Source organism: Lelliottia sp., from assembly GCF_045627565.1.
Taxonomy (GTDB): domain Bacteria; phylum Pseudomonadota; class Gammaproteobacteria; order Enterobacterales; family Enterobacteriaceae; genus Enterobacter.
In genome coordinates, this window is the sequence record NZ_JAZQNX010000044.1 from 141,998 (window position 1) to 168,745 (window position 26,748).

33 protein-coding genes and 2 pseudogenes are annotated in these 26,748 nt (G+C 50.9%); 27 read left to right on the forward strand and 8 right to left on the reverse strand.

Annotation, left to right across the window (positions count from 1 at the left end; translation table 11 throughout):
- Window positions 1-18 precede the first annotated feature (18 nt).
- From ACKI5T_RS20780 to ACKI5T_RS20820, 9 genes are all read left to right on the forward strand, one after another.
- On the forward strand, window positions 19-528 hold the full coding sequence (locus tag ACKI5T_RS20780; RefSeq protein ID WP_407439889.1) for a phage regulatory CII family protein: 510 nt from the start codon (window positions 19-21) through the stop codon (window positions 526-528).
- Window positions 529-538: 10 nt separating this feature from the next.
- Window positions 539-727, forward strand: coding sequence for a phage filamentation protein Fil family protein (locus ACKI5T_RS20785; protein ID WP_407439891.1), 189 nt, complete (start codon window positions 539-541; stop codon window positions 725-727).
- A complete protein-coding gene (locus ACKI5T_RS20790) occupies window positions 724-1,107 on the forward strand; it encodes a hypothetical protein (protein WP_407439893.1) in 384 nt (127 codons plus the stop codon). Before ACKI5T_RS20785 ends, ACKI5T_RS20790 begins: the two co-directional genes overlap by 4 nt.
- Before the next feature lie 69 nt (window positions 1,108-1,176).
- Window positions 1,177-1,404, forward strand: a complete 228-nt coding sequence (locus tag ACKI5T_RS20795) for a DUF2732 family protein (protein WP_407439895.1) — start codon at window positions 1,177-1,179, stop codon at window positions 1,402-1,404.
- Entirely contained in the window at window positions 1,404-1,631 is a 228-nt protein-coding gene (locus ACKI5T_RS20800) for a TraR/DksA family transcriptional regulator (protein ID WP_407439897.1), read from the forward strand. Before ACKI5T_RS20795 ends, ACKI5T_RS20800 begins: the two co-directional genes overlap by 1 nt.
- Complete coding sequence (locus ACKI5T_RS20805; RefSeq protein ID WP_407439899.1) at window positions 1,628-3,982, forward strand: replication endonuclease; 2,355 nt, start codon at window positions 1,628-1,630, stop codon at window positions 3,980-3,982. The genes ACKI5T_RS20800 and ACKI5T_RS20805 overlap by 4 nt, the downstream gene beginning before the upstream one ends.
- A 114-nt stretch (window positions 3,983-4,096) precedes the next feature.
- Window positions 4,097-4,282 carry a hypothetical protein gene (locus ACKI5T_RS20810; protein WP_115628244.1) on the forward strand — a complete coding sequence of 62 codons (186 nt, stop codon included), beginning with the start codon at window positions 4,097-4,099 and terminating at the stop codon, window positions 4,280-4,282.
- Between the two features lie 100 nt (window positions 4,283-4,382).
- Window positions 4,383-4,529 carry a hypothetical protein gene (locus ACKI5T_RS20815; RefSeq protein WP_407439901.1) on the forward strand — a complete coding sequence of 49 codons (147 nt, stop codon included), beginning with the start codon at window positions 4,383-4,385 and terminating at the stop codon, window positions 4,527-4,529.
- 25 nt (window positions 4,530-4,554) lie between these two features.
- Window positions 4,555-6,606: a hypothetical protein gene (locus ACKI5T_RS20820; protein ID WP_407439903.1), complete on the forward strand. Its 2,052-nt coding sequence runs from the start codon at window positions 4,555-4,557 to the stop codon at window positions 6,604-6,606.
- 31 nt (window positions 6,607-6,637) lie between these two features.
- Here the strand turns inward: ACKI5T_RS20820 and ACKI5T_RS20825 are convergent, their stop codons facing one another.
- Together ACKI5T_RS20825 and ACKI5T_RS20830 are read right to left on the reverse strand one after the other, a co-directional pair.
- The gene (locus tag ACKI5T_RS20825; RefSeq protein WP_407439905.1) at window positions 6,638-7,660 is read right to left on the reverse strand and encodes a phage portal protein; all 1,023 of its coding nucleotides are present in this window, start codon (window positions 7,658-7,660) and stop codon (window positions 6,638-6,640) included.
- Window positions 7,660-9,342, reverse strand: a pseudogene (locus ACKI5T_RS20830) (terminase ATPase subunit family protein); the annotation flags it as partial. The pseudogene ACKI5T_RS20830 and the gene ACKI5T_RS20825, both read right to left, overlap by 1 nt.
- Here ACKI5T_RS20830 and lysB point away from each other — a divergent pair.
- Genes lysB through ACKI5T_RS20850 form a run of 4 tightly spaced genes read left to right on the forward strand, consistent with a single transcriptional unit; the run spans window position 9,342 to window position 10,640 of the window.
- Complete coding sequence (gene lysB, locus ACKI5T_RS20835) at window positions 9,342-9,632, forward strand: Rz-like lysis system protein LysB (protein WP_407440109.1); 291 nt, start codon at window positions 9,342-9,344, stop codon at window positions 9,630-9,632. The pseudogene ACKI5T_RS20830 and the gene lysB overlap by 1 nt on opposite strands.
- Complete coding sequence (gene lysC / locus ACKI5T_RS20840) at window positions 9,520-9,765, forward strand: Rz1-like lysis system protein LysC (RefSeq protein WP_407439907.1); 246 nt, start codon at window positions 9,520-9,522, stop codon at window positions 9,763-9,765. Before lysB ends, lysC begins: the two co-directional genes overlap by 113 nt.
- Window positions 9,728-10,195, forward strand: coding sequence for a phage tail protein (locus ACKI5T_RS20845; protein ID WP_407439909.1), 468 nt, complete (start codon window positions 9,728-9,730; stop codon window positions 10,193-10,195). Before lysC ends, ACKI5T_RS20845 begins: the two co-directional genes overlap by 38 nt.
- The gene (locus tag ACKI5T_RS20850; protein ID WP_407439911.1) at window positions 10,188-10,640 is read left to right on the forward strand and encodes a phage virion morphogenesis protein; all 453 of its coding nucleotides are present in this window, start codon (window positions 10,188-10,190) and stop codon (window positions 10,638-10,640) included. Before ACKI5T_RS20845 ends, ACKI5T_RS20850 begins: the two co-directional genes overlap by 8 nt.
- A 69-nt stretch (window positions 10,641-10,709) precedes the next feature.
- Here the strand turns inward: ACKI5T_RS20850 and ACKI5T_RS20855 are convergent, their stop codons facing one another.
- Entirely contained in the window at window positions 10,710-11,570 is an 861-nt protein-coding gene (locus ACKI5T_RS20855; protein ID WP_407439913.1) for a pentapeptide repeat-containing protein, read from the reverse strand.
- 101 nt (window positions 11,571-11,671) lie between these two features.
- Here ACKI5T_RS20855 and ACKI5T_RS20860 point away from each other — a divergent pair, with 101 nt between their 5' ends.
- The 10 genes and pseudogenes from ACKI5T_RS20860 to ACKI5T_RS20905 all read left to right on the forward strand — a co-directional run bounded on the left by ACKI5T_RS20860 (window position 11,672) and on the right by ACKI5T_RS20905 (window position 18,830).
- On the forward strand, window positions 11,672-12,313 hold the full coding sequence (locus tag ACKI5T_RS20860) for a phage baseplate assembly protein V (RefSeq protein ID WP_407439915.1): 642 nt from the start codon (window positions 11,672-11,674) through the stop codon (window positions 12,311-12,313).
- Window positions 12,310-12,660, forward strand: coding sequence for a GPW/gp25 family protein (locus ACKI5T_RS20865; protein ID WP_407439917.1), 351 nt, complete (start codon window positions 12,310-12,312; stop codon window positions 12,658-12,660). Before ACKI5T_RS20860 ends, ACKI5T_RS20865 begins: the two co-directional genes overlap by 4 nt.
- 4 nt (window positions 12,661-12,664) lie before the next feature.
- A pseudogene (locus ACKI5T_RS20870) lies at window positions 12,665-12,766 on the forward strand (baseplate assembly protein); the annotation flags it as partial.
- Between the two features lie 32 nt (window positions 12,767-12,798).
- Complete coding sequence (locus tag ACKI5T_RS20875) at window positions 12,799-13,104, forward strand: phage tail assembly protein (protein ID WP_407439919.1); 306 nt, start codon at window positions 12,799-12,801, stop codon at window positions 13,102-13,104.
- Window positions 13,105-13,136: 32 nt separating this feature from the next.
- Complete coding sequence (locus ACKI5T_RS20880; protein WP_407439921.1) at window positions 13,137-13,256, forward strand: GpE family phage tail protein; 120 nt, start codon at window positions 13,137-13,139, stop codon at window positions 13,254-13,256.
- Window positions 13,249-15,699, forward strand: a complete 2,451-nt coding sequence (locus ACKI5T_RS20885) for a phage tail tape measure protein (RefSeq protein ID WP_407439923.1) — start codon at window positions 13,249-13,251, stop codon at window positions 15,697-15,699. The genes ACKI5T_RS20880 and ACKI5T_RS20885 overlap by 8 nt, the downstream gene beginning before the upstream one ends.
- A gap of 12 nt (window positions 15,700-15,711) precedes the next feature.
- Window positions 15,712-16,173, forward strand: coding sequence for a phage tail protein (locus tag ACKI5T_RS20890; RefSeq protein WP_407439924.1), 462 nt, complete (start codon window positions 15,712-15,714; stop codon window positions 16,171-16,173).
- On the forward strand, window positions 16,173-17,327 hold the full coding sequence (locus tag ACKI5T_RS20895) for a phage late control D family protein (protein WP_407439926.1): 1,155 nt from the start codon (window positions 16,173-16,175) through the stop codon (window positions 17,325-17,327). The genes ACKI5T_RS20890 and ACKI5T_RS20895 overlap by 1 nt, the downstream gene beginning before the upstream one ends.
- An 82-nt stretch (window positions 17,328-17,409) precedes the next feature.
- Entirely contained in the window at window positions 17,410-17,628 is a 219-nt protein-coding gene (locus ACKI5T_RS20900; protein WP_074388636.1) for a DNA-binding transcriptional regulator, read from the forward strand.
- A 164-nt stretch (window positions 17,629-17,792) separates the two neighbouring features.
- Complete coding sequence (locus tag ACKI5T_RS20905) at window positions 17,793-18,830, forward strand: tyrosine-type recombinase/integrase (RefSeq protein ID WP_407439927.1); 1,038 nt, start codon at window positions 17,793-17,795, stop codon at window positions 18,828-18,830.
- A 336-nt stretch (window positions 18,831-19,166) separates the two neighbouring features.
- Here the strand turns inward: ACKI5T_RS20905 and ACKI5T_RS20910 are convergent, their stop codons facing one another.
- Genes ACKI5T_RS20910 through yobA form a run of 3 tightly spaced genes read right to left on the reverse strand, consistent with a single transcriptional unit; the run spans window position 19,167 to window position 20,768 of the window.
- A complete protein-coding gene (locus tag ACKI5T_RS20910) occupies window positions 19,167-19,505 on the reverse strand; it encodes a YebY family protein (RefSeq protein WP_407439929.1) in 339 nt (112 codons plus the stop codon).
- 14 nt (window positions 19,506-19,519) lie between these two features.
- Window positions 19,520-20,392: a copper homeostasis membrane protein CopD gene (gene copD / locus ACKI5T_RS20915; protein ID WP_407439931.1), complete on the reverse strand. Its 873-nt coding sequence runs from the start codon at window positions 20,390-20,392 to the stop codon at window positions 19,520-19,522.
- Window position 20,393: 1 nt separating this feature from the next.
- On the reverse strand, window positions 20,394-20,768 hold the full coding sequence (yobA, locus tag ACKI5T_RS20920; RefSeq protein WP_407439932.1) for a CopC domain-containing protein YobA: 375 nt from the start codon (window positions 20,766-20,768) through the stop codon (window positions 20,394-20,396).
- Between the two features lie 137 nt (window positions 20,769-20,905).
- On the opposite strand from yobA, the gene ACKI5T_RS20925 reads away from it, so the two are divergent.
- The 3 genes from ACKI5T_RS20925 (at window position 20,906) to exoX (ending at window position 22,590) form a co-directional block, all read left to right on the forward strand.
- On the forward strand, window positions 20,906-21,136 hold the full coding sequence (locus ACKI5T_RS20925; RefSeq protein WP_407439934.1) for a DNA polymerase III subunit theta: 231 nt from the start codon (window positions 20,906-20,908) through the stop codon (window positions 21,134-21,136).
- A 110-nt stretch (window positions 21,137-21,246) separates the two neighbouring features.
- Window positions 21,247-21,903: a nitrilase-related carbon-nitrogen hydrolase gene (locus ACKI5T_RS20930; protein ID WP_407439935.1), complete on the forward strand. Its 657-nt coding sequence runs from the start codon at window positions 21,247-21,249 to the stop codon at window positions 21,901-21,903.
- A 24-nt stretch (window positions 21,904-21,927) separates the two neighbouring features.
- Window positions 21,928-22,590 carry an exodeoxyribonuclease X gene (gene exoX / locus ACKI5T_RS20935; protein ID WP_133630027.1) on the forward strand — a complete coding sequence of 221 codons (663 nt, stop codon included), beginning with the start codon at window positions 21,928-21,930 and terminating at the stop codon, window positions 22,588-22,590.
- On the opposite strand, the gene ptrB is transcribed toward exoX, so the two are convergent.
- Both ptrB and ACKI5T_RS20945 read right to left on the reverse strand, forming a co-directional pair.
- The gene (gene ptrB, locus ACKI5T_RS20940; protein WP_407439937.1) at window positions 22,572-24,647 is read right to left on the reverse strand and encodes an oligopeptidase B; all 2,076 of its coding nucleotides are present in this window, start codon (window positions 24,645-24,647) and stop codon (window positions 22,572-22,574) included. The two genes, exoX and ptrB, sit on opposite strands and share 19 nt — an antisense overlap.
- An 87-nt stretch (window positions 24,648-24,734) precedes the next feature.
- Window positions 24,735-25,385 carry a tellurite resistance TerB family protein gene (locus ACKI5T_RS20945; RefSeq protein WP_407439939.1) on the reverse strand — a complete coding sequence of 217 codons (651 nt, stop codon included), beginning with the start codon at window positions 25,383-25,385 and terminating at the stop codon, window positions 24,735-24,737.
- A gap of 176 nt (window positions 25,386-25,561) precedes the next feature.
- Between ACKI5T_RS20945 and purT the strand changes: the two genes are divergently transcribed.
- On the forward strand, window positions 25,562-26,740 hold the full coding sequence (purT, locus tag ACKI5T_RS20950) for a formate-dependent phosphoribosylglycinamide formyltransferase (protein ID WP_407439940.1): 1,179 nt from the start codon (window positions 25,562-25,564) through the stop codon (window positions 26,738-26,740).
- Window positions 26,741-26,748: the final 8 nt, after the last annotated feature.

Consider the following 26,748-nt stretch of genomic DNA (forward strand, 5'->3'; position numbering starts at 1 on the left):
GTTTAAGGATGAGCAACCATGTTTGATTATCAAGTTTCTAAACAGCCCCACTATGAAGATGCCTGTCGCAATTTCGCTACCAAACACAACCTGGCTGAACTGGCGGAAAAACTCGGTATGCGCCCTCAAGTACTGCGCAACAAACTCAATCCAGAGCAGCCGCATCAGTTGAATATTCCTGAGCTGATGGCTCTCACTGATGTGACAGAAGATCCATCGTTAGTTGATGGGTTTCTGGCGCAATTGCATTGCCTGCCATGCGTTCCGGTTAACGAATTAGCCGATGACAAACTCCAGTTATACGCACTTAAAGCAACTGCCGAAGTAGGCCTGATTGCAGCGGGTGCAGTATCTGATGAAACACTCACAGCGTGCCGTAAGCACTCGATGGTTGAGAGTGTCAATTCGGGTATTCGGTATTTGTCACTTGCTGCAATGACGATGCACGCACGCTTACAGACCAACCCTGCCATGAATAGCGTGGTTGATACGGTTAGTGGTTTAAGCGCTTCATTCGGTCTGATTTGAGGTGATGTATATGGAACCGTCATTCGCTTCATTACTGAAACGCCAAAGCCCGTCCATTAGTTATGGCCACGGCTGGATTATGGGTGAGAACAATCACCGCTGGCACCCTAGCCGCGACCAGTCCGCATTGTTAAATGGTCTGCATACTCGCAAGCCATCACTCGTTACCAAACTGATTAAGCGCTGGAGGACTAAATGAAAAGTGCTGCTCTGGCTGAATCCGTTAAGGCTCCACGAACGGCGTTTAACAATGTGTATCTGATACATGCGCGGATTGATGCCCCGTTAAAAATGACCGGTGACGAATGTCTCGCGCGTTTCCGCCAGCAATTAAAAGCGACCAACAACACGGCGCTGCGCAATTTTAATAAGCTCGACAACAACTTTAAATTTGTTGTTCTTACCCTGGCTAACCGCCTGGAGCCGTCCTCATTCAAACCCGACGAAATCGGTAAGCCCTTTGAATATTTTGAGCAGGCGCGCCGTTTACTGATTATCCGTTCGATGAATGAAATTACCCGTTGGGGAAGTTTACTCCCGGCGAGATTTTCAAAGCACGACTGCTATTTAGCTGATTAATTAATCCCTCAAAAAAATCAGGCGTAAATCCGCCGGGCATTCTTTTGCCAAAAATCAGGAAACAGAGATATGCGAAACATCGAAAACCACAATTTTGAAACTGAGAACACTGCTTTGGTTTCTCTGCTGAATAAAGCAAAAAACGAAGAACGTAAAGACCGTGCACTGGCTGTCTCATTGCGCCTGGAGGCGCTGGCGGTTCACATCACTCGCGAGGGTATGGACGGGAAAGAAGCTGCCGAGCTGTTACGTCGTGAAGCACTCCGCTATGAAAACGAATCACAGGAGCTGCACTAATGGCCGACGCAATGGATTTAGTACAACAGCGCGTGGATGAGGAACTGGCGCGCAATATTAAACAGGCTCGACCACTGCCTCAGCGTGCTGCCAGCGCATTTTTTTGCGAAGAATGTGACGCTGCTATTCCCGAAGCACGTCGCGCTGCGGTGCCAGGTGTCACGCACTGCATTACCTGTCAGGAAATCGCAGAGCTTAAAAATCAACACTACAAGAATGCGATATGAACCGCATTAACTTCGCCTGGCCGTGGAACGTAGCACGGCAGGCGATTGCTAGCCCCTATCTGACCTACAAAGAACAGCATCGCCGTGATCGAGAGATTGCGGCGTTGCTGCGTGCGCGTGATGCACTGGCAAAGCAGCCTGAATGTGTGCGTTACGATATTAATCGTCGGGTCGATTATTTAGAGCGTAATTTCGGTGCTCAACGAGCCAATGCTCACCTCGTGACGTTTGTCAGGCGAGCATTGCCACGGCTTGAGCTGGTCGCCGGTATTTATCAAATCACCGGCATCGACAGCCACCTTTCACAGCAATTATTTGGCGGTCGTTTTGATGCGCCGGACATCCGTTTTCTTGCCTCAAAACTGGTGAACCTGACCGCCCGATATAACCGCTTGCAGGATATGTCCAAAGCCGATATTGAGCTGCTGGCTGCTGATATTGCGAATTACATTAACGGCGAGATCGGGACTATCGAGGGCGATGTCGGTAGGTTAAAAGTGCTGTATGCGATTTATATGCGTGCGGCACAGATTGCCCGTCATTTCAGGTGTCAGCCGCCGCTGTGGGAACGCGTCACCACTAAATTAGTTTCCCTTGATGATATTGGCCCTGCCGTGCTGCGCATGGTCAATGAAAAATGGTGGCGTGGGCGATTACGCCGTGTCGCTTCTGAATGGCGTGAACATCTGCAAATCGCCCTGGGTAATGTCAGTAAAAAACACACTCCATACGCCAGCAAATCCTGCGTTGCGGAATGGCGCGAACAAAGACGGCGTACCCGTGAATTTCTCAAAGGAATGGATCTCGAGGACGAGGAAGGAAACCGCATCAGTCTGATTGATAAATACGATGGCAGTGTGGCTAATCCGGCCATCCGTCGCGGGGAATTAATGACGCGCATCAGCGGGTTTGAAAAGATCTCAAACGAGCTGGGTTATGTGGGGGAATTTTACACCCTCACCGCGCCGTCGAAATACCATGCCACAACCAAAGCAGGCTACCGTAACAGTAAGTGGAACGGTGCCAGCCCCTCAGATACGCAGAGCTATTTAACCTCCGTCTGGTCGCGTATTCGCGCCAAACTGCACCGCGCTGAATTGCGTATTTTTGGTATCCGGGTTGCAGAGCCTCATCATGACGGAACACCCCACTGGCATATGCTGATTTTCATGCGTCCCGAGGATGTTTCCCGAGTGCGTGCTGTGATGCTGAAATATGCGCATCAGGAAGATGCTGCCGAGCTGGTGAGTGATAAAGCCCGTAAGGCTCGCTTTCATGCCGAAGCTATCGACCCCGAAAAAGGCAGTGCTACTGGCTACGTGGCGAAATACATCAGTAAAAATATTGATGGTTTTGCACTGGATGGTGAACGCGATGACGAAAGCGGTGAACTGTTAAAAGAAACGGCTCCGGCTGTCGCTGCCTGGGCGGCTCGCTGGCGTATCCGTCAGTTTCAGTTTGTGGGCGGTGCGCCGGTGACAGTTTATCGCGAGCTGCGAAAAATGGCTGATACCGAGACCGCTCACGCGCTCAGTGTCGAGTTTGCCGCTGTACATGATGCGGCTGATGCGGGTCAGTGGGCTGATTACGTCAACGCGCAGGGTGGCCCGTTTGTGCGCCGTGACGAATTGCAGGTGCGTACCTGGTATGAGCCAGCCGAAACTCTCAACGAATACGGCGAGGAATGCACGCGTATTAAAGGTGTTTTTGATACCACCGTCGGCAGTGATACACCGATTTCAACCCGTCTCATTCAGTGGAAGATTGTCCCGAAACTCGCCCTTGATTTGGACGTTGACCTTAAGGGCGATCCTTCGCCCTCTCGGAGTTCTGTCAATAACTGTACGGGGGAGACTTTCGCAGCGCCCCCTTCCCCGTCAGAGATTGACTTAAGCAAACCTCTGAGCCGGTCGGCCAGACGAAAATTAGCTGAACGAATAACAGAGAAGAAGCCAAAACGGCAGCATGCATCACACTACGCCGGTTTATCAAACGATAAGGCGGTGAACTTGCTCATTGAGAACGCTAAGAAACAAACTGGTGAAACCATAAACCGTGGCACAGCTCTGCATCTTATCGCTGGCAGTAAAATGTCTATCAATGGCAATTGGTATCGAGGCACAGCTAATGGCGATTTAATCGCTACGAAACCAGACACCACGGCATTGAGAGTTAAAAAGCTTTGGAAAAGCATGGAAAGAATGCACAACGTTGATACAAACAAGGTTGTTAATGACCCATTCGGCCAATATGCGGAGATGCTCAAGAAGGCTGACCGTGCCGCGTGGGAGCGCCTTTTCGGAACCGATAAAACGAGGCAGCGAATTTGCGCAACTTTCAAGCAAGGATAATTTATCTATTGTTTTCATGACCATAAATCGAGTTACGAGATAAGAATTTTCTTCACAAATGTTAACCCCACATGATACTGTACATTCATACAGTGAATTTATTGAGAGGAACTCATGCTGATGGAAGAGACCAGCCGCGCCCAACATAAATGGGCATGTGTGCAATTTATCGCTGAAGTGTCACTTATCGCGAATTGCAAACCATCAGATTTAAAGCTGGCGCTTTCGCTGATAGCTGACCTGGCGAACAGTGAAAATGAGAATCAGGAAAGTGATGATGTTTACTACGAAGCGAAGTGATGTTTCTGCAAAAAATCATGCATCCATTTTTTGCAGAAAACCCCATTTAACGCGCTAAAACGCGTGCATGCATATACTGCATGGAAACGCATGATCGTAAATGGATCGTTTTTATCAAAGCCTGCCAGCTCTGGCGGGCTTTGCTGTCTTTGTTGCACCTGCATTAAAACCGACCCATGAAGCGCGCAGGCGTGGCGGGGATAGCATTGCGCGACTGGACGCATTATTATTAGAAATAACTACTTGATGTCAAAGTGATAAAGGAGTGAGTAATGGATTTGAAAATATTCAAAAAATCATGCGACCAAATACTTTTAGAAGGAAATATTAAATCTGCAAAATACAGCGATGCTCATGAGCAAATTTATCAGCTTTGCAAGCTACATATCGACGAAGTGAGTAGAAAAATTCGCTTTCTTATAAAACAAACTATCTTCGAACATATTTGCCACAATGCTCCTCTCAGACCATATATTGATATTTTGTGTTTCCTTTCGGATGCCGTAAGAGAAAAGGCAGACAATATAAAATCAGTTGCTAAGGCTGAAGATAGTGAGTTTAAAAACTGGAAAAATTTAATATCAAATGCAATAACTGCAAGGTCTGACTCGCACTTTTTCAAAGATGGTACAGATCATTTATCTTCTCATAATAAAGAAGTTGAATTTTCCCGTAGCTGCGAAAGGTTAATTAAGCATGGTGTATTTTTTGAATGTCACGATGATAATATTTTCATCAATTTAAAATCTCATGATTTAGTTTCCAACAAAATTGACTCATATGTAAAAAGAATTGGTGGGCTAAATGTTTTAGAGATGTCATTTAAAATATTAACAAATATTTACAACGAAGAACAGGAACGATATTACATATACAGGAAAACCACTCAAGGCATGGAATGGATTACACCGGAAATTCCTTGGGGGTATATTATCGCTCTTGGTGCTAAGAATTGCGATAAACCAGGGGAGTTATCACAATTAACAATGCACAATGAGTTTCAATCATTTATTAACTTTATAAAGGATGTGGTTTCGACATTTGAAATACAACCATATGTAGTATGGGAAGCCGTGTTCGTTGACAAAATGAAAACAATATCATTTCTTCAAGATAATGTTCTGTATGATAACTTAATATCATTCTTCCAACTAAAAGGCGAGTACGCCAAATCTATCATAAACGGATTGAACGAATATACTGACTTTAGAAGTCTAGATAGTTATGGTTACAAATTACAAGACATCATTAAAGTCGGAATTGGTTTAATTGATATTTCAAGTAAAAACAAAATTAATATTTTAACCACAGAAGATATTAAGGAAGTCAGTAAAGTTAGTCGCAGAAAGGCTGCTGGCATAATTGACACTTTCTTTTTGATGAAAAATAAAACTCTAAACCTTGGGTTTCCTCCTTCAAGTGAAGAGATAGATCACATCCTAACACCTTTAGTTCCTTTAAAGGGAAAATACCTTTCCCTACCTAAATGCATTACTAGCCTTTCTGTTATAAATGTAATACTTAATCAAATAAGCAAGCCAAATGGCTCGTTTAACAATGCTAAAGACAGTTTGATCGGTAATTTTTTGGAATCATTCCTTTGGGATAAGTTATCAAAGTCTGGGATAACCTGCTATAGAGGGGATTTTAAATCAAAGGATAAAAAAATATCAGGCGATTGCGACCTATTAATAAAATCAGAAAAATTTATCTATATATTTGAAATTAAGAAGAAATCACTAACAAGAAAAGCAATGTCAGGCACGGACTATCAACTTATAAAAGATCTAGGTGATAGCCTCATGCGATCTCAATCACAATGTGCGAAAATTGAATATGTTTTATTAAATGATGGCGAACTATCCTTAGAACATAAAAAAACAAGGACAAAATCAATCATAACGCATGACAAACAACGAGTAGTCAAAATATCTTTAAGTTTACATGACTTTGGTGCATTGCAAGATACAATAATATTGTCAACCGTATTAAAACTCTCATTACAAGTTCAGTTTAACACTGATGACCCATCAAAGGCAGGTTATTTAGAAAAATGGAAAGAATATGTAGAAACATTTACCAATTATTCTGAGAAGGTTATGAAATTAAAAGGGGAAAGTGAAATTAAGTTCTTCGGGAATATATTCATGAGCATCCCGCAACTTTTTACCATTCTTGATGATTGTCACGATGAAAACGAATTTAGTGACATATGTAATAGTTCACAACACATGACATACTCAACCCGTGATTTTTATAAAGAATATTCAGAAATGAAAAAACTAAAAAATTATTCGCAAAACGAAAAAGTCAGAGAACATTAAACATATAGCCGTGCATAATGCACGGCTAATTTCAGAGAACATAGTCGTTGAATTTTATAGCCTCCTCCCCTACCCACTCATTCACTTCCTTGATCCGCTCCTGCAATGGCGTCAGCTCATTCCTCACAAACACCTGTGCGGCCTTTACCACGTCACCAAACCCGCCGGTATTGTTGGGAATGACGCCCATCATCTGCGGCGGCACACGATGCGCACTCATTAAATCCTCTGCACTGGCTTTCTTTATGTTGAAGAAATCGTCTTTGGTCGCCACTTCACTGAGCGGCACGATTTTAATCCCGTCAGGTTTGCCGTTTGGTGCATAGAAAAACAGGTTCTTAAAATTCCCTAATCCCTTTGAGCTGCGCATTGCTTCGCGCAATGCTTCCACGTCAGTGCTGCTCTGGGCGGCATCGGTCACATACATGATGTAACCGGCGTGCGCGCCGTTCTGGTAATACTTGCGGCGGAACAGCGTTGCCGACTCATTCAGCCAGGCAGAATTTAGCGCGCTGAGATATTCCGGCAGGCCGTAAAGCTCCTGATTAATATCTGGCTCCAGCAAATGAAACACGGAACCGGGCGCGAACTCATGCGGGGTGACGAACGACTGCACGAACCAGTACGCATCCTCGCCGGTGCCTTTGCGGGTGTATTTGGCGGGTGAAGTTTCCAGCCTGAGCAGCTTGCCGGTGACACTCATGCGCTTTTCCAGAAACGCATTGCCAAACACCAGAAAATCCAGCGCAAAGCGGCTGAAATCCTGCTGCGATAACAGAGGGTGCGGAATGAATGTGGAGGCGAGAATATTGCGCTTTACGTAAATCGGCGAGCTGTGGTGAACGGCGGCGCGCAGCGTTTTAGCCAGCCCGGTAAAACTCACCGGCGGCTCAAACCATTTGCCGTTCCCTACACACTCGGTGTAATCCAGAATGTCACGGCGGTCGAGCACCGGCGACGGCTCACCAAAGGTGAAGGCTTCCATTTTTTGTGGTGCCGCAGCCGGTGCCGTAATGGTGTTTTTTGCTGCGTGATGTTTGCGTTTCTTCGCCATCAGTTGAACTCCAGAATTGAGGTGGATGCCTGACCGCTACCGGCGGTTAATGGCTCATTTAACAGCGCGTGCATGGTCGCCCACGCGACATCGGCGTGGCTGGCTTCCTCACTGCGGCTGGCTTCATAGGTGGCACTGCGACCGCTGCCGGTCATGGTTTTGCGAATCGCCATAAACGAGGCGGTGATGTCGGTATAACTCACGTCGTATTCCAGGCATCCACGGCCAATGGTGTCTTTGGCTTTGAGCACCATCGCGGTTTTTACTTCGGGGCTGTAGCGGATTTCCCGCGCGGCCGGATAGAACGCTCTGACGAGCTGGTAAACACCCTGGCCGATGCCTGTCGCATCGATACCGATGTACTCAACGTGGTATTTTTCGGTCAGCTTTTTGATGGATTCGGCCTGTGTCGCAAAGTCCATCCCCTTCCACTGGTGGCGCTCCAGAATGCGGAATTTGCCTCCGGCAACCACTGGCGGTGCCAGAACCACACATCCGGCACTGTCGCCGGTGTGTGACGGGTCATAACCCACCCACACCGGGCGATAGCCAAACGGGCGCGTGGCGAACGGCTGCCAGTCATCCGCCCAGGCTTCCATACTGTCGACCATGCAGCGTTGCAGCTCCTCGAACGGGAATACCGAGGCTTTGTCGTCGACAAATTCGCACATGAATAAATTGCGGAAATCATCGGCGCTGTTTTCACGTTTCAGCGTGTCGAGATTAAACAGGTCACAGCCCCCGGCGAGCGCATCCTCAATCGTCACAATCTGCCGCCACTGACCATCGGCGCAGGCCACGCCGTTTTTTAACGCCGCGTGGCTGATATCCAGGTCGACACACTCGCTTTTATCCGCGCGCCCTTTGTTAAACAGCTCGCCTGACCAGAACGGATAAGCCCCATGCGCCAGCGTCGACGGAGTGGAAAAATAGGTCGAGCGCAGGTGTTGTTGCGAGGCCATGCCCGACGCCACTTTGCGCAGCTTCTGAAAGTTGGGTATCCAGAAAATCTCATCAACCAGCAGGTCGCCGTTATGGCTCTGCGCGGTGTTGGAGTTGGTGCCGAGGAAAATCAGCTTTGCGCCGTTGTTGCCGATGACAATCGGGTCGCCGGTCAGGTCAACATCGACCAGGCGCGCGAACTGGATGATGTACTCGCGGAACACATACGCCTGCGTTTTACTGGCCGAGAGGAAAATCTGGTTATGGCCTGTTTTCAGGGCGCGTAAAAGCGACTCACGCGAGAAATAAAACGTCGCGCCAATCTGGCGGGATTTGAGGATATTGCGGATACGGTGTTGCAGTCCCGCCTGGTGCCATCCGAGCTGATACTCAAAGGATTCGGCAAAGAAAATCTCCTCCAGTTTTTCGATAGCTTCATCGCTGAAATAGTTCTTTTTCGGCTTCTTACGCTCGCCTTTATTGCGGTTCGCCACGTTGGGATTTAAATCCGCTTCACTGCCGGTCTGGCTATAGCGATTCACCCTCGCCAGCCGCTCAATCTGTCGGCCTAACAGGTCGATTTCCTTGAAGTCGCCACCGTCTTTTTTGGTCTTGGTGATGAGCTGAATCAGGCGCGCTTCAAGACTGTTTTCCACGCGGGTGATCGGCGCAATGCCGTCCCATCCGTCGCGCTGTTTCCAGCTCTGCACCGTCGGGCGTTTCTGGCCGAGTAACCATGCTGCGTAATCAGCTCGATGTCGCTGCCGGACTCCGGCAGCGCAACGAGCAGGCGCAGGTCGACTTACGCAATCGACTCGCTACCGCGAACACGCTGGCGACGAACCGTGGCAACACCGTAACGAGGTTACTCAATGAAGATAAAGCGCTGCGTGAGTGGTATGAGTCTGATTTGCCTGATGACATTATCCGGCTGCACACCCGTCCCGCCTTCACCACCACCGCCGATTATTTACAGTGGCTGTCCGAAAGTGGCGCTGTGCAAGATACCGGCAAGTCAGCCACGCACTAACGGCGATTTAAGTCACGATATTCGCCAGCTCGAGGCAGCACTGATGAGTTGTGCCGCCCAGACTGAAACAACCCGACACTGCCAGGACGAACTCGATGCTCAAGCCCGCCAGCTTACGCAAAGCCCTTTGTGATGCGGCACCGGTACTGCGTAATAACCCGGACATGCTGCGTATTTTTATCGACAGCGGGAAAATTGCCGCCACGCTGGCGATCTCGCTGTCGTTTGAAAATCAGTACACGCTGAATGTTGTTGTCACGGATTATCACGGCGACCTCGATTACCTCATCGTGCCGGTTATTGCCTGGCTGCGTGAGAACCAGCCCGACATCATGACCACAGATGAGGGGAAGAAAAGAGGCTTTACGTATATCGCCGATATCAACGATGACGAGAGTGTCGACGTAAGCATCAGCCTGTTGCTGACTGAGCGCACACTGGTCAGGCAGGATGGCGAAGCCCTGCACGTGAAGCATGCCGCCGAACCACCATTGCCGGAGAATGTCACGCGGCCTATGGAGCTTTATGTTCACGGCGAACTGGTGAGCCAGTGGCATGAATGAGTTCAGACCCTTTGAGGACAAGCTCGCCGGGCTGATTGCCAGCCTGTCACCGGCTGCGCGTCGCAGAATGACGGCAGAGATTGCGAAAAAGCTCAGAGCCTCGCAGCAGCAACGCATTAAGCGGCAGCAGGCTCCGGACGGCACACCGTACGCCGCCCGTAAACGCCAGCCGGTGAAGGGTAAAAAAGGCCGGGTAAAACGTGAAATGTTTACCAAATTGCGCACCAACCGGTACATGAAAGCGAAAGGCACTGATAATGCTGCGGCTGTGGAGTTTGTCGGAAGAGTGCAGCTTATAGCAAGGGTGCATCAGGAGGGGTTACGGGATAAGCCAAACCGCTACAGCGAGGGCGTGCAGTATGCAGAACGTCAATTGTTGGGATTGGGCAGTGAAGATATAAAATGGATCAAAGAACGCATAATTAGGACATTGACGAAAGAGTAAAGCTACTGGTAATGTTCTCCGTAGGAGTGATGCTGGTCAGTGGAGGGCTTAACCCCTCCATGTGTGGGTTCAATTCCCCAACTCCGTAAAAGAATGAGTTACCATATATTTAGTATCATTAGCTAATTTTAAAACTTCCTTATTTAAATTAATAGATTCTATCAGGTTTACACTTCTTAATGATGCGTTTGAAAAGTCTGCATTTTTTATATCGCAGTTTCTTAAGTCTACGCTTTTCATATTTGCATTGATGAATTTTGCATTTTCAAGATTAGAGTATCTAAATGAATTTCCGCATATATTGGCATTTTCTGCCTTGAGGTTTTTTAAAATGCAGTGTTCAAAAGTGGATTTTTTTATTTTTGCATTGGTAATATCCATTCCTTGAATTGTGCAATTAATTAGATTTAAGTTTTCAATATTACAATTCCGTAATGATAATCCTGAGATTTGTGAGTCTTTGAATGTCAGGTTTTTTATCATAAGTCCATCAATGTTTATTCTTTCGATGTCTATTTTAAAAATATTCATTTCGTTTAGTTTTCTAATGATTTGTATTTTACGAATATTCATTTCCACTGATGAGTGGATTGAGTAGTTGACCAAGTCATCAAAGAGTTCATTTGCCTTTTCTTTGCTATTTTTTGATGCTTCAAGAAAATACAACACAATTGTTATTGCCAAGAAATCAACAATTGAAGCATTGGCATTAACAAGGAAGTCTTTCCAGAAGGGTTTGTCATATAGGCCGAGATCTGTGTCTTGAAAAAATAGATTGCTAAGTTGAGGGAAGAATGCTGTCCAGAATATTATTATTAGCGCATAAATCGTAAATGCCAAAAATACATGTTTCATGTTTTTAATAGTGGTTTTTAAATGGGGTAAGGCTTTTTTATGTTTTTTTGAATGATGCTTATGGTTTTTTTTCATTAGTTAAGTTAGTGCTTTTCTTGTTTTGCAGATTGTAGTGCCATTGATAGTACATTAGATGCTAATTGGCTGAAAACCCCAACAGCCTAATAATCTAGCATATGAAAACCTATGCTTCTTTTTCAGAGATTCGCAGAATCCTACATAATCTCATCCGCACCGGCATCGTGACCGAAGTTGACACCGCGCGGGCGTTATGTCGTGTTGAAACGGGCGGGATTACAACCGACTGGCTGCACTGGCTGACACCCCGCGCTGGTCGCTCCCGTACATGGTGGGCACCGTCTGTCGGCGAGCAGGTAATAGTGCTGGCGGTGGGAGGCGAGCTGGATACCGCCTTTGTACTGCCTGGCATCTATTCCGATGACAACCCCGCCCCGTCAGCCTCTGCCGATGCGCTGCATATTTCTTTTCCTGATGGTGCGGTGATGGAGTACGAACCGGAGACCGGCGCACTCACCGTGTCGGGCATTAAAACCGCCTCGGTAACAGCCTCCGAATCTGTGGTCGTCACGGTGCCGGTGGTGACGGTAAAAGCCAGCCAGAAAATCACCCTCGATACGCCGGAAGTGGTCTGCACCAGTAAGCTGACCACCGGCACGCTGGAAGTTAAGCAAGGTGGCAAGATGAGCGGCAACATCGAGCATAGCGGCGGCACCTTTAAATCCAACGGCGTGCAGGTTGATGACCATAAACACGGTGGTGTTGAGCGTGGCGGAAGTCAGACGGAGGGAACGCAATGACCGTTCGTTATCTCGGCATGAATCGTGCCACCGGGATGAGTTTGTCCGATTCCGCACATATCAGTCAGAGCGTGCGCGACATTCTGATCACCCCCATTGGCTCGCGTGTCATGCGCCGTGATTATGGTTCGCTGCTGTCGGCACTGATTGACCAGCCCGTTAACCCGGCGCTACGCCTGCAAATTATGTCGGCCTGCTACATGGCGATCCTCAAATGGGAGCCACGCATCCGGCTGACGGCCATCACCTTTGAGAGCACCACCGCTGGCACGTTATTTGTCGACATTACCGGCGTGCGCACCGGCACCGGTGGCGCGTCATTTTCCCTAACCATTCCCCTGAGCTGAGATTATGGCAACCATTGACCTGAGCCAGTTACCCGCCCCGGATGTGGTCGAGGTGCTGGACTATGAAACCCTGCTTTCCGAGCGCAAAGCGACACTGATTTCCCTGTAACCCTTGTTTAATTCCCGGAGAAAAACCTCATGAGCAACGCAAAAAAATACAAAAACACCTCTGATAACCCGAACATTGTGACCCTGGTGAAACCAATTAAACGCGGGGAAATCGTCATTGAAACCATCACGCTGATTAAACCGACCGCAGGCACCCTGCGCGGGGTGAGCCTCGCCGATGTCGCCAGCTCGGATGTGAACGCGCTGATTAAAGTGCTGCCGCGCATGACCTATCCGGGCCTGACCGAGTCGGATGTCGTCGCCATGGAGTTGCCGGATATAATGACGCTGGCCGCAAAGGTGATCGGTTTTTTGGCTCCGGCTTCGGCGGTTTAAGTTTCCCGCCAGGTTTATCGGTCGACGACCTGATGGCGGATATCGCAGTGATTTTCCACTGGCCGCCATCAGAACTCTACCCCCTGAGCCTGAGCGACCTCATCAGCTGGCGCGAGATGGCGCTGAAACGGAGCGGAAATTCTCATGAGTAATAACGTCAGAATCGAAGTGCTGTTAAAAGCCGTTGACCAGGCGACGCGCCCGTTTAAACACATCCAGACGGCAAGCAAGACGCTGTCGGGTGAAATCCGCAACACGCAAAAATCCCTCAAAGAGTTAAACGGCCAGGCATCGCGCATTGAGGGTTTTCGCAAGACGAGTGCGCAGCTTGCGGTCACCGGTCAGTCACTGACGAAAGCGAAGACTGAAGCTGAAGCACTTGCCAGACAGTTTCAGAACACCGAACGTCCGACCCGCGAGCAGACGAAAGCCCTGGCAGCGGCAAAAGCGGCGGCAGACGGGTTGCAGACCAAATATAACAGCCTCACCGAATCGGTGAAGCGTCAGCAGCGCGAACTCGGCCAGGCGGGAATTAATACCCGCAATCTCACCCGCGACGAGAAGAGCCTGAAAGGTCGCATCAGCGAAACCACGAACCAGCTTAACCGGCAGAAGCTGGCACTCGAGCAGGTCAGCGCCAAACAGGCCAGACTCAACGCGGTGAAAAACCGCTATCAGGCCGGGAAGGAGCTGGCCGGGACGGCGGGTGCCGTCGGTGCCGCAGGTGTCGGCATGGCAACGGCGGGTGTGGCGGCAGGTGTCGGTATCCTGAAACCGGGTTATGACTTTGCGCAGAAAAACTCTGAGTTACAGGCCGTACTCGGGGTGGAAAAAACCTCACCGGAAATGGAAGCCCTGCGTAAACAGGCGCGCCAGCTCGGCGATAACACCGCCGCCTCAGCCGATGACGCCGCCGGGGCGCAGATTATTATCGCCAAATCCGGCGGGGACAGTGCTGCTATCCAGGCGGCAACGCCGGTCACGCTGAATATGGCACTCGCCAACCAGCGCACCATGGAAGAAAACGCCGCACTGCTGATGGGGATGCGCTCGGCTTTCCAGCTCTCCAACGATAAGGTTGCGCACATTGGTGATGTGCTCTCGACCACGATGAACAAAACCGCCGCCGACTTTAACGGGCTGAGTGACGCGCTCACCTATGTGGCCCCTGTGGCGAAAAATGCCGGTATCAGTATCGAAGAAACCGCCGCCATGGCGGGTGCGCTGCATGACGCCAAAATCACCGGCTCGATGGCAGGCACCGGCAGTCGTGCGGTGATCAGCCGGTTGCAGGCTCCGGTCGGTCAGGCAAAAACCGCACTCGGTGAGCTTGGGGTCAGGAATGCTGACAGCAACGGCAATATGCGCCCGCTGTTTACCCTCCTGAAAGAAATGCAGGGCAGTTTTACCCGCAACAAACTCGGTGATGCACAGCGTGCGGAGTACATGAAGGTCATTTTTGGTGAGGAAGCCAGCTCCGCTGCTGCCGTCCTGATGACCGATGCCATGACCGGAAAACTCGACAAACTCACCGCTACCTTTAAAGCCTCGGACGGGAAAACCGCCGAACTGGTGAAGGTGATGCAGGACAATCTCGGCGGCGACTTTAAAGAGTTTCAGTCGGCGTATGAGGCAGTCGGCACCGACCTGTTTGACCAGCAGGAATCTTCCCTGCGCAAACTCACGCAGACCACCACCAAATATGTGCTGAAACTCGACCACTGGATTGTGCAGAACAAAGGACTCGCGCAGACACTGCTCAAGGTCGGCGGTGTCGCACTGGCAGTCATTGGCATGGTCGGCGCAATTGGCCTGGTCGCGTGGCCGGTGATTGCGGGCATCAATGCCATTATTGCCGCCGCCGGTCTGCTCTGGACGGCATTTACCGTGGCAGGCAGTGCCATCATCACGGTGCTCGGGGCGCTGACCTGGCCGATTGTGGCCGTCGGTGCGGCGGTTGTCGCCGGTGTGATACTCATCCGCAAATACTGGGAGCCACTGGGCGCATTTTTCTCCGGTGTGGTGGAAGGACTGAAAGCCGCCTTTGCACCGGTGACTGAGATGTTCGCGCCACTGGCCCCGCTCTTTGAGGCGATTGGGCAGAAGGTGCAACTGGTCTGGCAGTGGTTTAAAGAGCTGATCGCCCCGGTTAAAGCCAGCAAGGACACGCTCGACAGCTGCAAAGAATCTGGCGTGGCGTTTGGTCAGGCACTGGCCGGTGCTTTCCGGTTAGCCATGACACCGTTTACCGCCCTGCGCGACGGTATCGAGTGGGTGCTCGACAAGCTCGGCATCATCAATCAGGAATCCAGTCAGCTTGATGCGAAAGCCGAGAAGGTTAATGCATACGCTAACGGTTCGGGTGGCGGGTATTCCCCGTCAGGTGGACTGCTGACCGGCGGTTTTGGTAGTTATCAACCGGTGACGGCAAACGCGGGTAAAAGCTACACCGACCAGAGCCGCAACGAGTATCACATCGCCATTGGCGGCGGTGTGCAGAACGGCAGCGAGCTTGACCGCCAGCTCCGTGACAGCCTGGAAAAATACGAGCGTGAGAAACGGGCGAAACAGCGCGCCAGCATGATGCATGACTAAGGAGGCATAACAATGATGCTTGTTCTCGGCATGTTTGTTTTTCAGTTACAGACACTGCCTTATCAGAGCCTGCAACGCGATGTAGATTATCGCTGGCCGTCAAACAGTCGCGTGGGTCAGCGACCGGCGATGCAGTTTCTCGGCGTCAACGAGGAGAAAATTGTCTTAAGCGGAAGTCTGCTGCCGGAAATCACCGGCGGCAGGTTATCACTGCTGGCACTCAACCTGATGGCCGATGAGGGGCGCGCCTGGCCTTTGCTCGATGGCAGCGGCACCATTTACGGCATGTTTGTGATTAATTCCGTCAGCGAAACCTACACCGAGTTTTTTGCCGACGGCTCGGCACGAAAAATTGATTTCACCGTCAACCTCACGCGTGTGGATGAATCTCTGACGGCGATGTTTGGAGATATCCAGAAACAGGCCGACAGCCTGGTCGGGAGCTTGCAGAGCAAAATCGGAGGGTTATTCTGATGCTGACAGGAATGACACTGGATGCAGGCGCCACGATGGCACCAGCGTTTATGCTCACCCTGAATAATCAGGACATCACCCGCAATATCAGCGACCGGCTGATAAGCCTCAGCCTGTCGGATAACCGGGGTTTTGAAGCTGATCAGCTCGATATTGAACTTGATGACAGCGACGGCCTGATTGAGTTGCCGGTGCGCGGTGCGGTGCTGTCGCTGTTTCTCGGCTGGCAGGGGTCGGCACTGCTGGGGAAAGGGCAGTTTACGGTGGATGAAATCGAGCACCGGGGTGCACCGGATACGCTGACCATCCGGGCGCGCAGTGCGGATTTTCGCGGCACGCTCAACTCCCGCCGTGAAGCGTCGTATCACGACACCACACTCGGTGAAGTGCTCAACACCATTGCCAGCCGAAACAAACTGACCGCCAGTGTCGCCCCGCAGTTTGCCGCGATTGCTATCCCGCATATCGACCAGACGCAGGAGTCGGACGCCAAATTCCTCACCCGCCTGGCGGAGCGCAACGGGGCCGAGGTATCGGTCAAGGCGGGGAAACTGCTGTTCATCAAAGCCGGTGCCGGTGTTACGGCCAGCGGTAAAGCCATTCCGCAGATGACTATCGAGCGCCGCGACGGCGATCGTCATCAGTTTGCGATTGCCGACCGGGGAGCCTATACCGGCGTGACGGTGAAATGGCTGCACACGAAGGAGCCGAAAGAACAAAAGCAGCAGGTGAAGCTCAAACGCAAGGCCAAGCCGCAGCACCTGCGCGCGCTGCAACATCCGAAAGCAAAGCCGGTAAGAGCAAAGAGCGCACCAAAGGAAAAGGAAGCACGCGAAGGTGAGTACATGGTCGGTGAGGAAGATAATGTCTTTGCCCTGACCACTATTTACGCCAGTAAAGCGCAGGCGATGCGTGCGGCTCAGGCGAAATGGGACAAGTTACAACGCGGTGTGGCGGAGTTTTCCATCAGTCTCGCTATGGGGCGCGCCGATCTCTACCCGGAAACACCAGTCAGAGTGTCAGGCTTTAAGCGCGTCATAGACGAGCAGGCATGGACAATAACAAAGGTGATGCACTCACTCAGTAATAGCGGCTTCACGACGTCGCTTGAACTTGAGGTGCGATTAAACGATGTGAGTTACGAATCTGAATGAGTTAAATTTGCAAACAATAACTTGCAAATGCGATCTGTGAGTTTATCATTCCCTCAATGATGAGCGAGAGGGGAAATAAATCATGATGCATTGCCCGTTATGCCAGGACGCAGCCCACGCGCGATCCAGCAGATATTTGAGCATAGAAACCAAAGAACGTTATCACCAGTGCCAGAATATCAACTGTGGATGCACTTTTGTTACCCATGAATCACTTGCTCGATACATCGTTAAGCCTGGCGAAGTTGAACCAGCACCGCCCCACCCTAATCGCTATAAACAACAACAGCTCTGGATGTAGAAAAAAGCCTGCGAAAGCAGGTTTTTTTATGCCTGCTCTTCGTCTCAGATAACAAAGATACTCTTTTAAGTAAGCATTTGAATGTATGAGTTTGCAAAATCAAACATTGAATACTGTTTAAATATACAGTAATTTTCAATCATTTGATTTAGCAGGATTCTCACATGACCGTACGAAAGCAAGCTGATGGACAATGGCTTTGCGATGTTTATATCGATGGGCGCGGCAGTAAGCGTGTTCGCAAGAAATTCTCCACTAAAGGTGAAGCGCTTGCCTATGAAAGTTATCAACTGGAACAAGCGAAGCAAAAGCCCTGGATGGCAGAGAAGGATGACCGTCGACATCTAAGTGAGCTAATCGAGCTATGGTACAAGTTACATGGATGCTCTCTCAGTGATAAGAAAGGTCGCTTGGGTAAACTGCATATCATCTGTAATGGTCTGGGCGATCCCGTCGCCTCACAAATCACTGCTAAAGATTGGGCGCATTACCGGGATAGACGACTCACCGGCCAGATTGCTAACGGTTATAAAACCAGTGAAAAATCACTCAAGGTTTCCATCGGAACGGTCAACTGTGAACATGCTTTTCTACGAGCAGTGTTTAATGAGTTAACCCGGCTTGGTGAGGTTAACTACCCTAACCCACTCAAGAATATTCGTGAGTTTGATGAACCTGAAAAAGAGATGTCCTGGCTTACTGACGATGAAGTGAAAAGATTGATGGGGGCGTGTCGTGGGCATGGAAATCCTGAATTAACTCTGATTGTAAAAATCTGCCTTTCCACTGGTGCACGCTGGAGTGAAGCGGCAAATCTTAAGAAATCTCAACTCTCACCTAATAAGATTACTTTCGTAAACACGAAGGGCAAAAAGAACCGAACAGTTCCAATATCTGATGAGTTATATAAAGAACTCATCAGCCGTGACGGTAAGCCTTTTGAGCAATGCTATCGCCAGTTTTATCGCGTAATAAAAATTGCCGGATTACAATTACCAGAAGGCCAAATGAGTCATGTACTTAGGCATACATTTGCCAGTCATTTTATGATGGGGGGCGGGAATATTATTGTCCTGCAAAGAATTTTGGGGCATTCTGATATTCGAGTTACGATGCGTTATGCCCATTTTGCACCTGATCATCTTGAGGAAGCGCTTATATTAAACCCGCTCAGTAAGCTTGGCGGGGCGTCCACAAAGTGACTACAGAGCATCATATTGGGTGTAATGGAGTGCAAGAGGATGTGCGGTAAGTAACTGAATTTATTATAAGTCGCTGATTTTAATCAGCGAATAAAAAAAGACCGAATACGATTCCTGTATTCGGTCCAGGGAAATGGCTCTTGGGATAGAGCCGTGCGCTAAAAGTTGGCATTAATGCAGGCTAACTACGCCTGACACTCTAAGAATAGATGACGACGCCAGGTTTTCCAGTCCGCGACTAAAGTGGTCAGAAAAAAAGCGTGAGATCATCCCCAAACAAAAAAACCGCAATGCTTTCGAAAGAAGCCTGCGGTTTTTTTATTGGAAACGCGTAGTCTAACAGAGCGTATCGGCACGCTCGATAAAGGGTGCAAGACTCATCTTCTGGCTCGGGTTTGCCGGGTCATCAATCTGAATAACGCCGATCGGCTGTCCCTTGCTTTGACCGTTAGCGACCTGCTTTTCTGCTACATCATTCAGTGGATATTGCACCAGCGTGCTGGGGTTAATCGCATACAGGGCGTGTCCCGGACGGCAGGTGAGCATGACCTCTTCCCGATTGAAAGCCCATTTTTCTTTACCCACTTCGAAGCGACTCACGGTAATCACCTGTGGGGCAGCAAACGCGGAACTGGCACATGCCAGCAATAAAAGTGAAAGCACTGTTTTTTTCATAGCATTAAACCTTGTCAGAAAGGCTCCCAGGTGGCGAAAAGACTGACGACTGCCAGCACCAGCGCCCCTAATACAACTTCAGCCTGTGTCATCCAGATAAAAAATTGTTGCTCACGCCCGGCATCAGGGCGGAATCGTGGCACCAGAACATACCGATTCACCAGCGCAATGGCTACCATTAGCGCCACCAGCGCACATTTGAACAAAAGCATCTGCCCATATTCCGTGCGCCATGGCAGGGTTATTCCGAGGATCAACAGCATGTTAACGATACCGGATAAAATCACACCCGCCACCGCACAGTGACCCATTCGGGAAAAACGCATCATGGTATAAATGGCCGGATTGCGCCAGCGCCCCTTAGCCAGACGCAGACAAAAAATGAGCGGTAGCAGCGCACCCACCCACATTGCTGCGCAAAGCAGATGAATTGCATGATTGACGCGTTGTAAAATGCCCTCGGCGCCGTCATGCATCGCCGCATGTCCGACACCCGCCAGAAGAACGAACTGACCGGCTGCCAGCAATAATAACAGCCGCGCACTTTTGCCTGGGGCAATCCACGCCGCACATGCGGTCAGCACGGCAAAAACAATCTGCCACAGCCAGACGCTGCCAAACTGGGTACTGCCAACCGCCATCCACACCTCTGGACGGAAAACGTCAGCCCAGCCATCGCCCATTAAGCCGCCCTGCGTCGCCAGCATCAGCACCGCTGACACAAGGCTCGCGATGGCAGCGATTTTTTGCTGCCGCTGAAAGCGACGCGTCATCAGACGCTGCAACGAGGAAGGCGCCAGCCACGCGCTGTACAACGCGTTACCGAAAATCAGCATTAGCGCGGTGAAGTGCATAAATCGCAGGGCGACGTAGCTGAATGCCAGCATGTTATTTCACGCTGAAGTGATAGCTGCCTTTGGTTTTGTGGCCGTCAACGGACACCACATGCCAATCCACCTGATAGGTCCCCGGCGTTAATGCTTGCTCAAGCGGCGCAATAAGCTGCGTTTTATCATTTTCAGCCCGTTTTACCGCGCCGACTTTTACGATTTGCTGCTTATCACCCGTGACCGAAATGCCGCTAAATTTTGGCTCGATGCCTTCCGAAAAATTCAACGTCAGCGCCTGCGGCGCGGCGACGACTTGCGCGTCAGCAGCAGGATATTGGTGTTTCAGATGTGCGTGCGCCAACGCTGCGGGAGCCGCCACAACGCAGAGGAAAAAAGTCAGTGCGCAAGCCGCGCGGGATGCGGTAAATACCATATCAATCATTCCTTTTGGTTATGTCTATATGACAGAGGATAACGCTGTATAATATCTGAGTCGAGGATCATCCTCCGGCGGCTTGTCAACGGCATGCAACCGCGGTAACGTTGGCGCCGCAAAAACAGGAGAAGAGAATGAAGATTAATCTGGCGACCCTTCCTCAGGACGAGATGGACAAAGTAAATGTCGATCTGGCGGCTGCAGGCGTGGCCTTCAAAGAACGCTATAACATGCCTGTCATTGCCGAAGTGGTCGAGCGCGAACAGCCCGCTCATCTGCGCGACTGGTTCCGCGAACGATTAATTGCGCATCGCCTGGCCTCCGTAACGCTGTCGCGCTTACCTTACGAACCTAAAGTTAAGTAAACGCTTCATCTGGTGACATTTCCTTACAGGGATTGTGGCAGGATAAGAAAACCCTGAAGTATTCAGGTGTATTATCGAATCTTTGCGACGAAGTGCATAAGGAAATCACGATGTCTCCATGGAATGTTGCCGCCGCTCAGTTCACCCCAGGCCGTAAGGGCATTGACGCCCACGTTCAACACCACCTGCGTTTTATCGACGCAGCTGCCCGCCAACAGTGCCATTTACTGGTCTTTCCAGAACTCTCATTGACGGGCCCTGCTAATGAGCGTGGTCTATTGGTCGCTCCGCCCAGTGAGCACGATTTGGCGCCTGTCGTTCGCGCCGTTCACACGCACAACATTACGGTGATCGCCGGTGTAACGCTCAACAGTGAAGGAATTCGCCAGAAAGGCGTTGCGCTGTTTTCCCCTAAAATGGCCAAACCGGTGTGCTATCGTCAGGGCAGCGGTGCGTACCTGTCCGCAGACGATCCGCACCTGCTCATCGTTGAAAACAAAGCAGAACTCCCTCCTGCCGATCCGCTGGCCGCATTATTTACCAGCAGTCAGGCAATCGGTGAAACGCGATGCCGCGACTCGATTAGCCGTTTGCAGCGTTTCGCCCATAAATACGCTATTGCCGTCCTGATGGCGAATGCTCACGGGAACAGCGCGCTGTGGGATGCGAGCGGCCAATTAATTATTCGCGCGGATAAAGGCGAACTCTTATTAACGGGTTCCTGGGGTAAGCAGGGTTGGCAAGGTGATATCATTCCATTACGCTAAACGTTTTAAGGCCAGGAGCGAGCCATGCTGCGTGTCATCGATACCGAAACCTGCGATCTGCAGGGCGGGATTGTCGAGGTCGCGTCTGTTGACGTCATCAACGGACAGATAGTTAACCCGATGAGCCACCTGGTTCGTCCCGATCGTCCTATCAGCCCTCAGGCGATGGCGATTCATCGCATCACAGAATCGATGGTGGCCGATAAACCCTGGATTGAAGAGGTGATCCCAAACTACTACGGCAGTACATGGTATGTCGCGCATAACGCGAGTTTCGACCGCCGTGTATTGCCCGAAATGCCCGGGGAATGGATCTGCACCATGAAGCTGGCGCGGCGCTTATGGCCGGGGATTAAATACAGCAATATGGCGTTGTATAAATCCCGCAAGCTGAGCGTGAAAACGCCGGAAGGTCTCCATCATCACCGCGCACTCTATGATTGCTATATCACGGCGGCATTGCTCATCGATATCATGAATAACTCGGGATGGACGCCGGATGATATGGCGACCATCACCGGCCGCCCGGCGCTATTGACGACCTTCACCTTCGGTAAATATCGTGGAAAAGCGGTGTCAGAAGTGGCAGAGCGCGATCCGGGATATTTGCGCTGGCTATACAACAACCTCGACCGCATGAGCCCGGAGCTGCGTCTGACGCTGCGCCATTATCTGGACGAAGCCTGATCGGCTGAACGGCCTTGCAAAGTTCCCTGCGCAAGGCCAATGATAAAGGCATATTCCAGCGCCACCCCTTCATAAGATTTAAAGCGGCCGGATTTACCGCCGTGCCCGGAATCCATATCCGTGCAGAGCAGCAGTAAATTATCGTCCGTTTTCACTTCGCGCAGTTTCGCCACCCATTTTGCCGGCTCCCAGTATTGCACCTGGGAATCATGCAGGCCCGTCGTCACCAGCATATGAGGATAGGCTTTGGGCTCAACGTTATCGTACGGGCTGTATTCCTTCATGTAGCGATAATAGGTTTCATCCTGCGGATTGCCCCACTCCTCAAACTCACCGGTGGTTAAGGGGATCGATTCATCCAGCATGGTGGTCACCACGTCCACAAAAGGCACTTGCGCGACAATGCCCTTAAATCGTTCCGGGCGCTGGTTGATCACTGTCCCCATGAGCATCCCGCCCGCGCTGCCGCCCATGCCAAAGCACAGGTCAGGATCGCCGTAGCCTTTCGCGATGAGATCATCGCAAACGTCAAGATAGTCGTTAAAGGTATTTTTCTTCTTCAGGAACTTGCCGTCTTCGTACCACTGCTGCCCCAGTTCACCGCCGCCGCGGATGTGTGCAATGGCATACACAAATCCCCGGTCGAGCAGGCTTAGCCGGCTGCTACTGAAATCCGCATCCATGCTGGATCCGTACGAGCCGTAGCCATAAACCAGCAGGGGATTTTTGCCTTTGCGGAAATGAGCTTTGTGATACACCAGTGACACCGGCACTTCTACGCCGTCGCGTGCCGTCACCCACAGGTGTTCGCTACGGTAATGGCTGGCGTCAAACCCGGTGACTTCCGCCTGTTTGATGACCTTCCGCTGTCCGGTATCCATGTCCAGTTCAAACAGTGTGTCCGGCGTCGTCATTGAGGAATAGCCGTAGCGTAGCCGCGAAGACTCCGGTTCGGGATTATGACCAATCCACGTCACATAAGCCGGATCGTCAAAGGCAATACCCACTACTTCTCGCGTTTTACGGTTAATTTGACGAATACTGGTCAGCCCGCGCTGGCGCTCTTCAACCACCAGCCAGTCGGTGAACAAGGTAAACCCTTCCAGCATGACCTGATCGCGAGCCGGGATCAGCACTTCCCATTTACGTTCATCACGCACTTTGGTTTTGTACAGGCCAAAGTTTTTACCTTCACGGTTAGAGCGCAGATAAAAAGAGTGCTGGAAGTGATCGAGACTGTATTCATGGTCTTTACGACGCGGCAAAAAACAGAGCGGCTGGGCATCGGGCAGTTCAGCATCCAGCAGCAGCACTTCCGTGGTGGTCGCACTGCCCAGCGAGATAATCACGTAGTGTTTCGAGGTGGTTTTATGCAGGCTGACGTAAAACGTTTCGTCTTTTTCTTCATATACCAGCTCGTCGTTATCCGACGCAGTGCCCACCGTGTGGCGCCACACCTGATAAGGCAGCAACGTCAATGCATGTTTTTTGACGTAATAGACCGTTTCTGAATCATTCGCCCAGACGAAAGCAGACGAGACGTTATCCAGCATCTCTGGATACCAGTTTCCGGTCTCTAGATTGCGAAATCGCAGACCATACTGCCGCCGCGAAAGATAATCCTCCGCCAGCGCCATAATGGTGTTGTCAGGCGAAATGCCCATCCCGCCGAGCGTGTAGAATTCGCTGTGTGCGGCGCGCTGGTTGGCATCAAGCAATATTTCCCAGTCGTCCCACTCAGCGCTCAATACCGACTGGCGTTGATAGATAGGGTATTCGTTGCCCGGTTCGTAGATGTGGCGATAGCGGTAACCGTTTCGGGTCCAGGGTGCAGAGATATCGCGCTGCGGTTCGCGTGCGACCATTTCCGCCAACAGTTCATCCTGCAACGCCTGCTGAGAAGACATGACCTGACGGCCATAGTCATTTTCCTGGTGAAGGTAGTCGAGAACCTCTGGCTGCGAGCGTGAATCATCCCGCAGCCAGTAGTAATTATCGATGCGCGTCTCACCGTGAGCGGTGAGCGCTTTTGGAATGCGTCGGGCTTTTGGCAGCATGTCAGTCTTTCTTTTATGTTTTACACTCTATAAGGGTGGCAAAACACACGCATGATGCAAGCGAAACGTGACAGCCGCAGGCGAAATTTACCCCGGTAATGCCTGTTTTTGCGCCTGAATATCCTTTTCGATCCCTTCGCGAACATCGTGCGGAATTTTGAGCGCGTCGCCCAGCGCATTCAGATAGCTGCGTTCCATAAAGTGATCGATGTCGATGGCCGCACAGCTGAGGAAATACAGCTCAAGCGCTTCTTCTTCATTCTTGACACTCTGCGCCAGACGCGCGGGATCCAGCGGCTGTTCAATCGCCTGGGCTACCAGCGCTCTGCCCTGCTCCTCAACGCCTGCTTCCTGCATCTGTTGTTCAATGGCGGTGCGCTCCTGGTCGTCAATGTGTCCGTCGCTTTTAGCAGCAAAGACCAGCGCCAGAATTAACCGCTCGGTGCGCACATCAATTGGCGAAGTGTGTTGCCCAAACTGGGGTTCGCCCTGATGAGCCGTTCGGACTTTATCCTTGTACTTATTCCAGAGCACCGTTCCGGCGATGGCTCCTCCACCGGCTAACAGCGCGCCGGTACCGTACTTGGCCAACAGCTTTCGCGAGGATTTATTCGCCACCAATAAGCCAGCCAGACCGCCCAGTGCCCCCGGCACCAGCAGCTTGCTCAGCCCCTGCTCACCGGACGATGACGCCTTTTGACCTAACATCGACTGCAATTGATTTAACCAGCCTGACATATTCTTCCCCACTTATCCGTTCACAATTATCACAGCCTAAGCGAGGTGATGTCAGGAAATGTCTGTCCGTGCTAAAGAAGCGCAAATTTCCCGACCCAGCATCATTCCCGTTCCCTGGTGAAGACACACGCAAACGTTTTCGTATATACTGCGCGCAACTTTTTCAGGGGGATTTTATGACTTGTTTAGGAACTGCGCTGCGTCCGGCAGCCACGCGCGTCATGCTGTTAGGTTCGGGCGAACTGGGAAAAGAAGTAGCGATTGAATGCCAGCGTCTGGGCATCGAAGTGATCGCTGTAGATCGTTATGCCGATGCCCCGGCCATGCACGTTGCACACCGGTCCTACGTTATCAATATGCTGGATGGCGATGCCCTTCGCGCACTGATCGAACGCGAAAATCCTGACTATGTCGTGCCGGAAATCGAAGCCATCGCGACCGATACCTTGCTGTCACTGGAAGCGGAAGGCCAACGCGTTGTGCCTTGCGCACGCGCTGCGAAGCTGACCATGAACCGTGAAGGCATACGTCGTCTCGCGGCGGAAGAGTTGGCAATCCCGACGTCAAGCTACCGTTTCGCCGATGGCAAAGCCGATTTCCTGCTGGCCGTTGAAGAGATTGGTTACCCGTGCATCATTAAGCCGGTAATGAGTTCCTCGGGTAAAGGACAGAGCTTTATTCGCGATGAAAGCGCGCTGGATAAAGCCTGGGATTATGCCCAGCAGGGTGGCCGTGCGGGTGCCGGACGCGTCATCGTTGAGGGCGTAGTGAAATTTGATTTTGAAATCACCCTGCTCACAGTGAGCGCGGTTGACGGCGTGCATTTCTGCGACCCGATTGGGCATCGTCAGGAAGACGGCGATTACCGTGAATCCTGGCAGCCGCAAAAAATGAGCGCTCTGGCGCTTGAGCGCGCGCAGGAGATCGCCCGTAAAGTGGTCATCGCCCTGGGCGGTTTCGGCCTGTTTGGCGTTGAACTGTTTGTGTGTGGCGACGACGTCATTTTCAGCGAAGTGTCCCCTCGCCCCCACGATACCGGCATGGTCACGCTGATATCTCAGGATTTATCAGAATTTGCCCTGCATGTGCACGCATTTCTGGGCTTGCCGGTGGGCGGAATTCGTCAGTATGGCCCGGCAGCCTCCGCCGTGATCCTCCCGAAACTCACCAGTCAAAACGTGATGTTTGATCACGTAGAATCAGCTGTGGGGGCGGGTCTGCAGGTGCGTTTGTTTGGTAAGCCGGAAATCGACGGTGCGCGTCGTCTGGGTGTGACGTTAGCGGTAGCGGATAGCGTGGAAGAGGCCGTGACGAGAGCGAAAAAAGCCAGTGCGAGTGTGAACGTCAGAGGATAAACAAAACG